The 12,236-nt window shown below is 67.9% G+C and carries 9 protein-coding genes; 6 read left to right on the top strand and 3 right to left on the bottom strand.

The features are described from left to right. Positions 1–16: 16 nt before the first annotated feature. Together ACFFJ6_RS01360 and ACFFJ6_RS01365 are read left to right on the top strand one after the other, a co-directional pair. The gene (locus ACFFJ6_RS01360; protein WP_378383571.1) at positions 17–475 is read left to right on the top strand and encodes a hypothetical protein; all 459 of its coding nucleotides are present in this window, start codon (positions 17–19) and stop codon (positions 473–475) included. 162 nt (positions 476–637) lie between these two features. After that, a complete protein-coding gene (locus ACFFJ6_RS01365; RefSeq protein WP_378383573.1) occupies positions 638–1,237 on the top strand; it encodes an SCO family protein in 600 nt (199 codons plus the stop codon). Here the strand turns inward: ACFFJ6_RS01365 and ACFFJ6_RS01370 are convergent. Further along, on the bottom strand, positions 1,188–3,221 hold the full coding sequence (locus tag ACFFJ6_RS01370; protein WP_378383575.1) for a glycosyltransferase: 2,034 nt from the start codon (positions 3,219–3,221) through the stop codon (positions 1,188–1,190). The two genes, ACFFJ6_RS01365 and ACFFJ6_RS01370, sit on opposite strands and share 50 nt — an antisense overlap. Positions 3,222–3,295: 74 nt before the next feature. Between ACFFJ6_RS01370 and ACFFJ6_RS01375 the strand changes: the two genes are divergently transcribed. The 4 genes from ACFFJ6_RS01375 to ACFFJ6_RS01390 all read left to right on the top strand — a co-directional run bounded on the left by ACFFJ6_RS01375 (position 3,296) and on the right by ACFFJ6_RS01390 (position 9,099). Further along, entirely contained in the window at positions 3,296–4,216 is a 921-nt protein-coding gene (locus ACFFJ6_RS01375; RefSeq protein ID WP_378383577.1) for an ABC transporter substrate-binding protein, read from the top strand. Between the two features lie 50 nt (positions 4,217–4,266). Continuing rightward, positions 4,267–5,904, top strand: coding sequence for a lysine--tRNA ligase (locus ACFFJ6_RS01380; RefSeq protein ID WP_378383579.1), 1,638 nt, complete (start codon positions 4,267–4,269; stop codon positions 5,902–5,904). Positions 5,905–6,435: 531 nt separating this feature from the next. Next, positions 6,436–6,690 carry a superinfection immunity protein gene (locus ACFFJ6_RS01385; protein WP_378383581.1) on the top strand — a complete coding sequence of 85 codons (255 nt, stop codon included), beginning with the start codon at positions 6,436–6,438 and terminating at the stop codon, positions 6,688–6,690. A gap of 459 nt (positions 6,691–7,149) precedes the next feature. Then, complete coding sequence (locus ACFFJ6_RS01390; protein ID WP_446694435.1) at positions 7,150–9,099, top strand: methyl-accepting chemotaxis protein; 1,950 nt, start codon at positions 7,150–7,152, stop codon at positions 9,097–9,099. Between the two features lie 22 nt (positions 9,100–9,121). Here the strand turns inward: ACFFJ6_RS01390 and ACFFJ6_RS01395 are convergent, their stop codons facing one another. Together ACFFJ6_RS01395 and ACFFJ6_RS01400 are read right to left on the bottom strand one after the other, a co-directional pair. Then, the gene (locus tag ACFFJ6_RS01395; protein ID WP_378385694.1) at positions 9,122–10,024 is read right to left on the bottom strand and encodes an efflux RND transporter periplasmic adaptor subunit; all 903 of its coding nucleotides are present in this window, start codon (positions 10,022–10,024) and stop codon (positions 9,122–9,124) included. A 94-nt stretch (positions 10,025–10,118) separates the two neighbouring features. Next, the gene (locus tag ACFFJ6_RS01400) at positions 10,119–12,023 is read right to left on the bottom strand and encodes an AsmA family protein (protein WP_378383585.1); all 1,905 of its coding nucleotides are present in this window, start codon (positions 12,021–12,023) and stop codon (positions 10,119–10,121) included. Between the last annotated feature and the right edge of the window lie 213 nt (positions 12,024–12,236).

Genomic DNA, 12,236 nt, shown 5'->3' on the forward strand with positions numbered 1-12,236 from the left:
CTAATCGGGGCGGGCCATGAGATTGCTGACGGGGTTGATTGCGGCTTTGCTCCTGGTCGCCGGCATGGGATCGAGCCACGCCGTGGTCCGAATCGCCGACGATCGCGGCGGTCGGATCGGAACCTACGTCGACAAGTACCAGAGCCTGCGCACCTCCGGCGAAACCGTCGTGATCGACGGCCTGTGCGCGTCGGCCTGCACCATCGTGCTCGGTGCCGTACCGCACGACAAGATCTGCGTCACCTCGCGCGCCAATCTCGGCTTCCATGCCGCCTGGGACATGGGCTCGAACGGCCGGGCGATCACCAATCCCGAAGCCACCCACATGCTCTACACGATGTATCCGGCCGAGATCCGGCGCTGGATCGCCAAGCGTGGCGGGCTGACGCGGCAGATGATCTTCCTGCGCGGCAAGCAGCTGATGTCGATGTATCGTCCCTGCTACATGGACGCCCAGGCGTCGGCCTCGCGCTGAAGCGAGCCGCGCCGCTCCGCATGACGTGATCCGGCGCGGCGGTGTGGCGCTTGCCCGCCGCGGCCCCTCGCTCTATGGGTGCGGCATTCGCGGCCGCGTGCCGCGTGCCCTGCCGGGCGCGGACTCGCTTCGTCGACCGGTGTTCGACGCGAGGACCCCGCCATGGCCGCTGCTCCCCGATCCACCCGCCCGCTCGTCATCGTCGCGGCGTTCGCCGGCAGCCTGGTGGTCGGCCTCGTGGTGGTGCTGTGGCTGCTCGGCGGCCTCAACAAGGTCGCGGCGCCGTCGTCAATCGGCGGTCCGTTCCAGCTCACCGACCAGAACGGCCAGACCGTCACCGAGCAGAGCCTGAAGGGCAAGCCGACGCTGATCTTCTTCGGCTTCACCCATTGCCCGGACGTGTGTCCGACCTCGCTGTTCGAGATCTCGCAGGTGCTGCAGGCGATGGGCAAGGATGCCGACCGCGTCAACGCCTACTTCATCTCGGTCGACCCGGAGCGCGACACGCCGGCGGCCATGAAGGACTATCTGTCGAGCTTCGATCCGCATCTGAAGGGCCTGACGGGCAGCCGCGAGGCCACCGACAAGATCGAGAAGTCCTACCGGGTCTATGCCAAGAAGGTCGAGACCAAGGACGGCGACTACACGATGGACCACACCGCGCTGATCTATCTGATGGACAAGAACGGCAACTTCGTCGCCCCGTTCAACCTCAAGCGGAAGCCCGACGAGGCCGCGGCGGATCTGAAGCGGTATCTCTGACGCCACGGCCGGCTTTCGCGGGCATCGGCTCGCGCGCGGCGATGCCGTGCTCGGTCTTCTGCCAATGGTGTGGCTTCAACACCAGTTCGAAGAGCGCGCGCCACGCGGCGAGCGACAGGCCGATCCAGTACAGCGGCAGCGCCAGCAGCCAGATTGCATCGCGCACTCGTCCAATGCGCCTCAGCCCGATCGCCGCGACCACCGCGCTGCCGAGATAGCCGGCCGCGATCGTCAGGCCGTGGAACCACAGCGAGGGCTCGCTGGTGATGGTCGTGCCGCTCCACGCCAGCGCCCAGCCGGCCCCAGCGAGTTTCACGAGCAGCAGGAGGTGCATCAGCGCCGACAACACGCCGCCGCCGACGTAAAGGTTCAGCGTCAGCAGGCCGCGCCAGCCGGCGTCGCGCCGGAATTGCACGGGTCGGCGCATATGGACCCACCAGGTCTGCATCCAGCCTTTCATCCAGCGGGTGCGCTGTCCCCACCAGGCCGGGAAGCCGATCGGCGCTTCCTCGCAGGTGCGGGACGGGAAGCTGATCGACGCGTAGCCGAACCTCGCCAGCCGAAAGCCGAGGTCGGCGTCCTCGGTCACATTGTGGGCGTCCCAGCCGCCGACCGCGCGCAGTACGTGGGTGCGGAAGTGATTCGACGAACCCCCGAGCGGAAGCGGCAGGCCGAGGCGGGACAGGCCGGGCAGCACCGCCTCGAACTGTCCGGCATATTCGGCGAGAAACAGCCGCGACAGCCAGCTGTGCGTGGTGTTGTCGACCTGCAGGCTCGCCTGTACGCAACCGACCTGCGGGCCAGCCTGAGCGAACGCGTCCAGCGCGGCGCGAAGCTGGCCTGGGGCGGGGCGGTCTTCCGCGTCGAACACCGTCACCATGCTGCCGCGCACGAAGGGCAGCGCGTAGTTCAGCGCCTTCGGCTTGGTCTGCGGCGCCGCCGCCGGGGCGACCAGCACGCGCAGATGCGGCCCACGCTTCAGCCGGGCGATGGCGGCGCGAGTGGCGAGATCGTCGGGCTCGACCACCAGGATGATGTCGAGCTTCTCGCGCGGGTAGTCGAGCGCCTCGATCGCCTCGACCAGCGCCGCGACCGACGAAGCCTCGCGATACAGCGCGGCGATGGCGGTGTAGGTCGGCAGCGCCGCGTCCGGCCAGCGTGCCGGGCGTGATGGCGGAGGGAGCGGCTGCACACTTGCGAGCAGCCGCAGCCCGATGAAGCTGAGAAACAACAGCGCCGGCAGCGTTCCCCAGGCGAACGTCGCCAGCAGCGGCAACGCACCGATCAGGAGCGCTGCGCCGGCCGCCCGCTTGACGGCCGATCGCCAGCGCGGCTCGCCTGCGGGAGGCGCAGCCGAAAGGCTCGGATCAAGACGCGCCAGGCCGAAGCAGGCGTGCCGGGCGAGGCCGGGGCTGCTCCGTTCCAGAAACGCCTGCAGGGAGCGATCGGTCGCGAGTCGAAACTGAGCGGCCAGCGAGGGATCCCGTTGCAGCTTCTCGCACAGCGTCCGCGCCCCGATCCGCCGCGGCGCGACCGTCCAGACCAGCTCGCCGTCTGTTCGGAGCGGCATCATGCCGGCGGCTGCGGCGAACCGCATCTGGTCATCGCCGAGCGCGATGTCGCGTCGTTCGAGCCCGGCGAAATCTTCGCGCGCGATCCCGAGATGTCGCGCCAGCCGGTCCAGGTAGGCGGCCTCGTCGATCACGCTCCAGCGGATCAGCACCTGGTCGGCGCCGATTCCCAGTTGCTGCGCGCGCTGCTCGGCGGACCGCAGCACGGCCGGCGCGAGCAGGCCCCGCAGGCAATCCAGTTCGATCGCGGATTGCGGCTCGGACACCGGCTGCTGGTCGAAGGCGGGCGCATCCGCCCCGCTAGTGTCGTGGCGTACGAACGGCCGACGCCCGCGCGATCTCGGCGACCTGACGGCGACGCCGCCGGCAGGTGCCGACGCATCGCTGGGGTCGGTGGGGGCGACGTCCACCATGAAGCACTCTTACGCAAACTGCACTCGCGTCTCGCGCCGGATGGTCTATAAGACCGCCGGTGCGGACCCTCGTTATGCAACCATGGATTGAATTGGTCATCAACGGCCGATTGGCCGGCGTGCGCGGCTGCCTGCTCGCGGCGGCGGTGCTCTGTGCTGGATTCGGATCAGGTCATGGCGCCAAAGCTGCCGAGCCCGATCCGGAGGCCAAGGCGGTGGCCGCCGTGACCGCGCATGCGGTGCCGGGATTCTGGGACCCGCGGCGGCGGCCGGAGCGGCCCGACCTGTCCCGCCTCACGGTGATCCGCTTCCTCACCGAGACCGATTATCCGCCGTTCAACTACACCGGCCCCGACGGCAATCCGGCCGGCTTCAATGTCGATCTGGCGCGGGCGCTGTGCGAGGAGATCAAGGTCACCTGCACGGTGCAGATGCGCCGGTTCGAGACGCTGCTCGACGCGCTCGCCGGCAATCGCGGCGACGCCATCATCGCGTCGCTGGCGGTGACGCCGCAGACCCGCGCCAAGGTCGACTTCACCGATCCCTATTATCGCGCGCCCGGCCGCTTCGTCGCCCGCAAGGATGCGGTGATGCCCGAGATCCGCCCGGAATATCTCGAGGGCAAGAAGGTCGGGGCGATCGCCGGCTCGGCGCACGAGGCCTATCTCAAGGCGATGTTCACCGACGCCGAGCTGCATTCTTATCCCAACGACGAGGCGCTGCGCGGCGGGCTGAAGCGCGGTGAGGTCGACTTCATCTTCGGCGACGCGATCTCGCTGGCGTTCTGGATCAACGGCACCGATTCGGATAATTGCTGCGCCTTCAGCGGCGGCCCGTTCACCGAAAGCCGCTATTTCGGCGAAGGCGTCGGCATCGCGGTGCGCAAGGGCAACGACCTGCTGCGCCAGTCGTTGAACTGGGCGCTGTTTCGCCTCTGGGAAAAGGGGCGTTATACCGACCTGTGGCTGCGCTATTTCTCCGTCAGCCCGTTCTGAGCCGACACGATGGACTTGAAGCACCCGCCTGCCGGCGGTTGGAGACGTTGATGACCACGACCGATTTGCCCAGCGCGTCCGATCTGCGCACGCTCGCCGAACAATCCAACGCCTGGCCGTTCGAGCAGGCGCGCGCGCTGGTGAACCGGCTGAAGAAGCAGCCCAAGGACGAGGTGCTGTTCGAGACCGGCTACGGCCCGTCGGGCCTGCCGCATATCGGCACGTTCGGCGAGGTCGCGCGCACCACGATGGTGCGTCACGCCTTCCGCGTGCTGACCGACGACAAGATCAAGACTAAGCTGCTGGCGTTCTCGGACGACATGGACGGCCTGCGCAAGGTGCCGGACAACGTGCCGAACAAGGAGCTGCTCGAGCAGAACCTCGGCAAGTCGCTGACCAGCGTGCCGGACCCGTTCGGCACCCACGAGTCGTTCGGCGCGCACAACAATGCGCGGCTGCGCGCCTTCCTCGACACCTTCGGGTTCGATTACGAGTTCGCCTCGGCCACCGAGTACTATAAGGGCGGACGGTTCGACGCGACGCTGCTGAAGGTGCTGGAGCGGCTCGAGAAGGTGATGGCCATCATGCTGCCGTCGCTGCGCGAGGAGCGCGCCGCGAGCTACTCGCCGTTCCTGCCGATCTGCCCGCGCACCGGCGTGGTGCTGCAGGTGCCGATCGTCGAGCACGACGTCAAGGCCGGCACGGTGTCGTACGACGACCCGGAGACCAAGGAGCGTGTCACCGTTCCGGTCACCGGCGGGCATTGCAAGCTGCAATGGAAGCCGGACTGGGCGATGCGCTGGACCGCGCTCGGCGTCGATTACGAGATGGCCGGCAAGGATCTGATCGATTCGGTGAAGCTGTCCGGCAAGATTGCGCAGGCGATCGGCGGCACGCCGCCCGAGGGCTTCAACTACGAGCTGTTCCTCGACGACAAGGGCCAGAAGATCTCCAAGTCGAAGGGCAACGGCCTGACGATCGACGAGTGGCTGCGCTACGCCTCGCCGGAATCGCTGTCGCTGTTCATGTATCGCGAGCCGAAGGCGGCGAAGCGGCTGTATTTCGACGTCATCCCGCGCAACGTCGACGATTACTACCAGTTCCTCGACGGCTTCGCCCGGCAGGACGCCAAGCAGCAGCTCGCCAATCCGGTCTGGCACATACACGGCGGCCAGCCGCCGAAGGCCGACATGCCGGTGACGTTCCAGCTGTTGCTGACGCTGGTGTCGTCGTCGAACGCCGAGAACGCTGAGACGCTGTGGGGTTTCATCGGCCGCTACCGGCCGGGCGTGACGCCGCAGTCGCATCCGAAGCTCGACGACATGGTCGGCTACGCGATTAATTACTATCGCGACTTCGTGGCGCCCACCAAGGTGTTCCGCGATCCGACCGACGCCGAGCGCGCGGCGCTGCAGGATCTGCGCGATGCGCTGTCGCAGCTCCCGGCCGACGCCACCGCCGAGGCGATCCAGGACGTGGTCTACGAGATCGGCCGCCGCGAGCCGTTCCTCGACCACAAGAAGGCCGCCAAGGACGGCAAGCCCGGCGTGTCGCTCGACTGGTTCAACATGCTGTACCAGGTGCTGCTCGGCCAGGAAAAGGGGCCGCGCTTCGGCTCTTTCGTGGCGGTCTATGGCCTCGCCAACGCCGTCGCGATGATCGACGGCGCACTGGCGCGGAGTGCGTAGTACTTGCGTCAATCCTTAGCGCGTCGAGCGCAGCGAAACCCACGTCTGCCGTCTGCGATGCACGTGATGGATTTTGCTGCCGCGTAACTCATCCTACGGAACGCGGCCCGCACTCTTCAAAGAGCCGCCCTTGAGCCCCCGTCATTGCGAGCGAAGCGAAGCAATCCAGTCCCGTGCACGGCTTTGGATTGCTTCGCGGATCGTGTCCATCGGGCGGTGCTTCGCGCCGACCCGTTGGCTCGGGGTGGCGCGGAGAGGGTGTTGGTCAAGTCGTTCGCGTCCTTGTATCACTAATCACGATACTTATCGCAAACGGCCTGCTGATACCTGTTAGTAAGCGATCGTCGTCCGTCCGCGCGCAATTGCCGCAATGGGGCGTCGGGCGTGATTTGATTCAAAACAAAGTTTGCTGCGCTGCGTCTTTCGCAGGCTGTCGGCAACGATATCCCTCGCGCGTGATCCGTGCGGCCGCTCGCGGCCCAAGGGGAAAGGATGGTGCCGATCTGACCCCATCTGCGGAGAAACCCAAACATGCTCACCTTCAGTGAACTGCCCTACGACGCCAACCTGCCGGCGATCGTATGGACGCTCTACCTCATGTCCGCCGTTCTGTATTGCAGTCCGATGCTGATCGGGTTCGCCCGGAACGTGGAATACAAATGGCCGCTCTATTTCGGCAATCTGCTGCTCGGCTGGACCGGAATCGGCTGGGCCTATGCGTTGTACTACGCGTTGTTCGCCGACCGCGAGCACGCTCACCCGCGGCCTCTCGCGCTGGCCGCCTGATCGATCGCCGGCACGCGCCGCAAGGGTGTGCCGGCGCCGCGAACTGCAGCGGCAGGTCGATTCAATTCCGCGCGATCCTTCTCCGATCCAGCTTCTGGTCTGGCAGGTCTGCTTGCGTCCCGGCTGTCGAGGCGGAGCGCCCGCGTGCGACGGATGCGACTGCCCTGGCGCGAGGTGTACTTGCTGCGACCGGCCTTCTGCTGGACAGGCCGCCCTGATAGCGGCGGCGACGCACTTGTCTTCACCATATGGCTTGTGACGCGGCCGTGCGCGAGTTCGGCGCGCGCGAGGCCCGTGGCTCCGTCATCGGTCGGCATCACGCGTCAAGGCGTCGGTCTTATGGTACCTTTACGCTTCATTTAATCAAACGCGCTAACTACTCATTGATGATTATGACGGATTTGCAACCATTAATAGCAGTGCCGGAAAGGCGCCCGTATGCAGATGTTCTCCCTCCGGTTGAGTCATAAGATTGTTCTGATCGGCGCCATCGGCCTTTTCAGTCTCGCGGTGTTCGGCGGGATCTATCTGGTCGGCAGCAACTCGCAGGATCGCTCCCACGTCTTTGCCGACGGCGTCCGCAGCATCTTCGACCTCAATGCCAAGCTGGCGCGGGATCTTTTGGACGTCCGCCGCTCGGAGAAGGACTTCCTGCTGCGGCGGGATGAAGCGTCGTCGAAGCGTCACCAGGCGACCGGCCAGATGATCGGGCACGAAATCGAGCAGCTCGCGGCACAGACCCGGGAGCGCGGTTTCGACCGATTGGCCGGTGAGGCTGGTCGTCTGCGCAGCGGCTTCGCCGAGTATCAGAAGTACTTCGACGCCACGGTGCAGACCGAGATCCGGCTCGGGCTCAATGAGAAGCTCGGCCTCAACGGAGGGCTGCGCGCCGCGGTGCACGACATCGAGACCAAGCTGAAAGATATCGACGAGCCGGCTCTCACCAGTGCGATGCTGATGATGCGGCGTCACGAGAAGGATTTCATGCTGCGCCGGGACCGCAGCTATGTCGACGCCTTCCAGAAGGCGGCGGCGACATTCGCCAAGACGGTCGAGGCCGCGAACCTCGCGCCGGCCCTCAAGGCGGACATCCTGGACAAGCTGAAGGCCTATCGGGCGCAGTTCACGGCCTGGTCCGAGGCGTCGCAGCAGTCGGCGCAGAGCGCGGCGGCGATGTCCAAGGCCTATGCGGATATCGAGCCGATCATCGAGCGGATCGAAGCCGACGTGCGCCAGCGCGCCACCTCGGCCCAGGCCGAGCAGGAGGAGACGATCAGCAACGTGCGGCGCTGGATGCTGATCACGCTGGCGCTGGCGGTGCTGATCGTGTCGACGCTGTCGCTGACGATCGCGCGGTCGATCACCAAGGCGATCGCCGGCATGGTGCGGGCGATGGTGCAACTGGCCCGCTCGGATCTCAGCGTGGTGATCCCCGGCGTGGGACGGCGCGACGAAATCGGCGAGATGGCCGGGGCGGTCGACGTGTTCAAGGCCAACATGATCGAAGCCGAGCGGCTGCGCGCCGAGCAGGCGGCGACCGAGGCGCGGCAGGCCGAACAGCGCAAGGCCGATATGAACCGGCTGGCGGCGGAGTTCGAACTCGCGGTCGGTGACATCGTCAACAACGTCTCGCAGGCCTCGACCGAGCTGGAAGCCTCGGCGGCGTCGCTGACCTCGACGGCCGACCACGCCCAGGCGCTCGCCACCACAGTGGCGATGGCCTCCGAGGAGGCGTCCACCAATGTGCAGTCGGTGGCGTCGGCGACCGAAGAGTTGTCGTCGTCGGTCAGCGAGATCAGCCGGCAGGTGCAGTCGTCGGCCCGGATGGCCGGCGCCGCGGTCGATCAGGCGCGTACCACCACCACAAAGGTCGGCGAACTGTCCTCTGCGGCGGCGCGGATCGGCGATGTCGTCGAACTGATCACCATGATCGCGGGCCAGACCAATCTGCTGGCGCTCAACGCCACCATCGAGGCGGCGCGCGCCGGCGAGGCCGGGCGCGGCTTCGCGGTGGTCGCCTCCGAGGTCAAGGCGCTGGCGGCGCAGACCGAAAAGGCGACCGGCGAAATCGGCCAGCAGGTCTTCGCGATCCAGGCGGCGACGAGGGAGTCGGTGGACGCGATCGGCGGAATCTCCCGGACCATCGAGGAGCTGTCGGAGGTCGCGTCGACCATCGCGGCGGCGGTCGAAGAGCAGGGCGCCGCCACCCAGGAGATCTCCCGCAACGTTCAGCAGGCCGCCGATGGCACGCAACTGGTGTCGTCGAACATCGCCAGCGTGCAGCACGAGGCCACCGAGACCGGCTCGGCATCCGCGCAGGTGCTGTCGGCCGCCAAGCTGCTGTCGACCGAGGGCAGCCGCCTGCGGCTCGAGCTCGACCGCTTCCTCGGCACCGTCCGCGCCGCCTGACGCCCGTCGGGCTGGCGCCGGATCACTCCGCCGCGGGCTCGGCGGTGGCCACCACCGGCCGCACCGTATCGCCTTCGCGGAGCAGTGCGCCGGCGCGGGCGACGATGACGTCGCCCTCTTGCAGGCCCTCGCGGATCTCGATATTGCCGCCGTTCATTAGTCCGACCTCGACCCGCTTGGTCTCGATGGTCTGGCGCCGCACCACCTGCACCACGGTGCCGGCGGAGCTGTAGAGCACGGCGGTGAGCGGCACGGAGATGCCGCAGCTCTCGCCGGTCTTGATCATTGCCCGCCCCGAGGCGTTCGCCAGCAGCCGCTTGGTCGAGCTCAGCCCGACGAACACGCTGGCGAGCTGGCTGTTCGGCTCCACCGTCGGCGAGATGCGCCGCACCCGGCCTTCGATGTCCTCCTGCATCCCGACGATCTTTACCGTCGCCGTCTGGTTGGCGGCGAGCTGCGGCAGGCTGCGGGTCGGCACCTGACCGACCAGATCGAATTCGTTGCGCGAGATGATGGTGAACAGCGCTTCGCCCTTGGCGGAGGCCGGCGATCCGATCACCGCGGTCGAACCGGAGACGAGGCCGGCGACCGGCGCCTGCACCGTGCCGCCGCCGGCGTCGGCGGCCAGCTTCGCCAGCGGCTGGCCCTGCGTCACGGTCTCGCCGGGCTCGGCCAGAACGTCGGTGACCCGGGCGCCGGGGCGGTCGGGACGCACCGAGATTTCATCGCGCGGGATCACGAAGCCCGAGACATCGACGATCGCCGGGAAGCACGCCTTGGTCGCCTTCAGCACGGTGACGGCCTGGCCCCTCGCCGCGGCAGCTTCAGCCTCGTCCGCCGCGCGCGCCGGCGCTGTGCCGCAGAGCACCGCGAGGGTAAGCATGCTTGCGGCGCGCAGCCATGGTCCGCAGCCGTTCGCCATCATGGTCGTCATCGTCGATCCTTCGCATCCCATGCCTGAACCCTAACGCATCCGTCCGCCGGAGGCACGCCACCGGTCATCGGGTGGCGAGCGACCATCAGCGGCCGAACAGCTGCTTGATGATCCCGTTCACATCCGGGTCGGCGCCCGGTCGGCCGGGCGTGCCGGGCGGTGGCGGTCGCCCGCTGCCGCCGCTTTGCAGGCCCTGCTGGATCAGCCGGCCGATGCTCTCGCCGAGCGAGCTGTCGGCATCCGTGGGGCCGGAGCCGCCGCTGCCGCCGCGTGGTCCGAACAGGCCCTGGCCCATTTCGCGCAGCCGCTCATAGGCGGCCTGGGGGTTGTCGAGGATCCCGGCCGTGTCGGGATAGATCCGCGGCGACGCCCACGGGCCGTCGATCACCACCGGAATGCCGAGCCCGACCGGTTCGCCAGAGGAGCCGCCGCCCGAGATCGGGCTCTGGGCTTGCGGGCTCTGGCCCTGCGTCGTCAGCACCAGCTTGGGCTCGACCTTCAGCGCCAGCGCTTTGGCGCCGAGATCAATCGTGCCGGCGCCGGTCATCCGCACCAGCGGTCCCGCGAGCGCGAGGTCGGCGGTCTCGGCCTGGCCCCGCGCGATCCGGAACGAGGCGGCGAGTTCGGTCAGATCGGTGATCTCGGTGGCGTTCGTCTCCCATCCGGACAGCGGCGCCGTGGTCAGGCGCCGGATCATCTGTGCGACATTGAGGCCGCGGATCTCGCCGTCGCGCACAGTGACGGATGCGGTGCCGTCCAGCGTCGCCATGATGGCGCGGACGCTGTCGCCGTCGGCGCGCAGCGCCATCTCCGCCTGCAGCTTGCCGTCGATGCGGTCAAAATCGGCGAGCCCGGCGAGCAGCGGCCGCGCCCGTACGTCCTTGAAGCTGGCCCGCAACGTGGTCGCCGGGATGCGTGGCTTGGCGTCGATCGAGAGCTCGCCCGAGGCCTCGCCGCCATAGACGCCGAGCTGCGCGAACTGCGCCGTCAGCGTCCCGCCCGCCAGCCTGGCGTCGATCGATGCCGGCGCGACATGCGCCGCGCCGAGATTGAGTTCGGCCACCGACAGCCGGAGCTGCGCATCCAGATAGTTGAGGCCGGTGAGGTCGAAGCGCGCATCGCTCCACGGCGCGCCAGCCGGCGCCGGCTGTCGGCGCGCGTCGCTGAGATCGAGCCGCTGGAAATCGAGGTCGAGCTTGAGCTGCGGCTTGCCGGCGAGATCGACCGAGGCCCAGCCGTTGAACGCGCCGTCGCCGAGCGTGCCGGACAGGCCGTTGATCTGCAGCAGCGAGCCGCGCAGCCGCACCTCGGCCTTCGCCGCGATGGCGCCGTTCAGCAGATCCGGCGCGGCGAATTTCAGCTCGACCGGCGCCGGCTGCGCATCAGCGGCCGCGTCCACCTTGATGTCGAATGTCGCCGGCCTGCCGCCGAGCAGCGCGCCGCCGCTGGCGATGACGCGGCGTTGCGCATCGACATCGATCGCCGCGTCGATGCCGTCGATCCGGTCTTCGACGCCATCGGCCGTGTTGGCCATGATCACCATGCCGTCCTTCACCGTCATGCGCGCGATCGCGACCGCGCTGGTCCGGGGCGGTGTCGCGGTCGGCGGCCGGACGGCCGCGGAGGCGGCGTCGCGGATCAGCGGCACGCGGAGCACCGGCCGGGTTAGCGCCAGCTCGGTCACCTGCGGGGCGCCGGAGATCAAGCTGGCGAGCGGCAGCGCGGCGCGCAGGCTGGCGATGGTCAGCCGGCGGTCGGGGCTGCGGTTGTTCGGATCGTCGATCGTGACGTCGGTGAGTGTGAGGTTGAAGCCGGGAAACAGGCTCACCTTGCTGCTGCCGGCAATGGCGATCCGGTAGCCGGTGTCGCGGGCGACCCGCGCCTCGATCGCCGAGGTGATTGCGCCGGACGGAATTCCGACGGTGAGCAGCACCGCCGCCACCGCGATCAGCACCGCAATTACCAGGCCGGCCATTCTGGATAGTCGCATGTCGTTGTCCCGCCTGCGGCGTCGCATCCGCCGCCGATCATGGGCCGTGAGTTATCCATTTGTGCGGCCGGATCAGGGCCGGTTCGATCCCGCCGGTGCGGCAAGCCGCTGCGGCGCTGGTAACGCTCCCCGCACATCGCGCCGCTCTCGGCCAAAAGTATGTGACCGGAGCCACGTTTGTATTGAACCATTCTGCATTTGCTACGGCTAACT

It is taken from the genome of Rhodopseudomonas telluris (assembly GCF_042432815.1).
GTDB classification, from domain to species: domain Bacteria; phylum Pseudomonadota; class Alphaproteobacteria; order Rhizobiales; family Xanthobacteraceae; genus Rhodopseudomonas; species Rhodopseudomonas telluris.

Bases quoted from the DNA above. Each gene is read 5' to 3' on its own strand.
- ACFFJ6_RS01360 (WP_378383571.1), top strand. From the start codon at position 17: ATGAGATTGCTGACGGGGTTGATTGCGGCTTTGCTCCTGGTCGCCGGC.
- ACFFJ6_RS01365 (WP_378383573.1), top strand. From the start codon at position 638: ATGGCCGCTGCTCCCCGATCCACCCGCCCGCTCGTCATCGTCGCGGCG.
- ACFFJ6_RS01370 (WP_378383575.1), bottom strand. From the start codon at position 3,221: ATGGTGGACGTCGCCCCCACCGACCCCAGCGATGCGTCGGCACCTGCC.
- ACFFJ6_RS01375 (WP_378383577.1), top strand. From the start codon at position 3,296: ATGCAACCATGGATTGAATTGGTCATCAACGGCCGATTGGCCGGCGTG.
- ACFFJ6_RS01380 (WP_378383579.1), top strand. From the start codon at position 4,267: ATGACCACGACCGATTTGCCCAGCGCGTCCGATCTGCGCACGCTCGCC.
- ACFFJ6_RS01385 (WP_378383581.1), top strand. From the start codon at position 6,436: ATGCTCACCTTCAGTGAACTGCCCTACGACGCCAACCTGCCGGCGATC.
- ACFFJ6_RS01395 (WP_378385694.1), bottom strand. From the start codon at position 10,024: ATGATGGCGAACGGCTGCGGACCATGGCTGCGCGCCGCAAGCATGCTT.
- ACFFJ6_RS01400 (WP_378383585.1), bottom strand. From the start codon at position 12,023: ATGCGACTATCCAGAATGGCCGGCCTGGTAATTGCGGTGCTGATCGCG.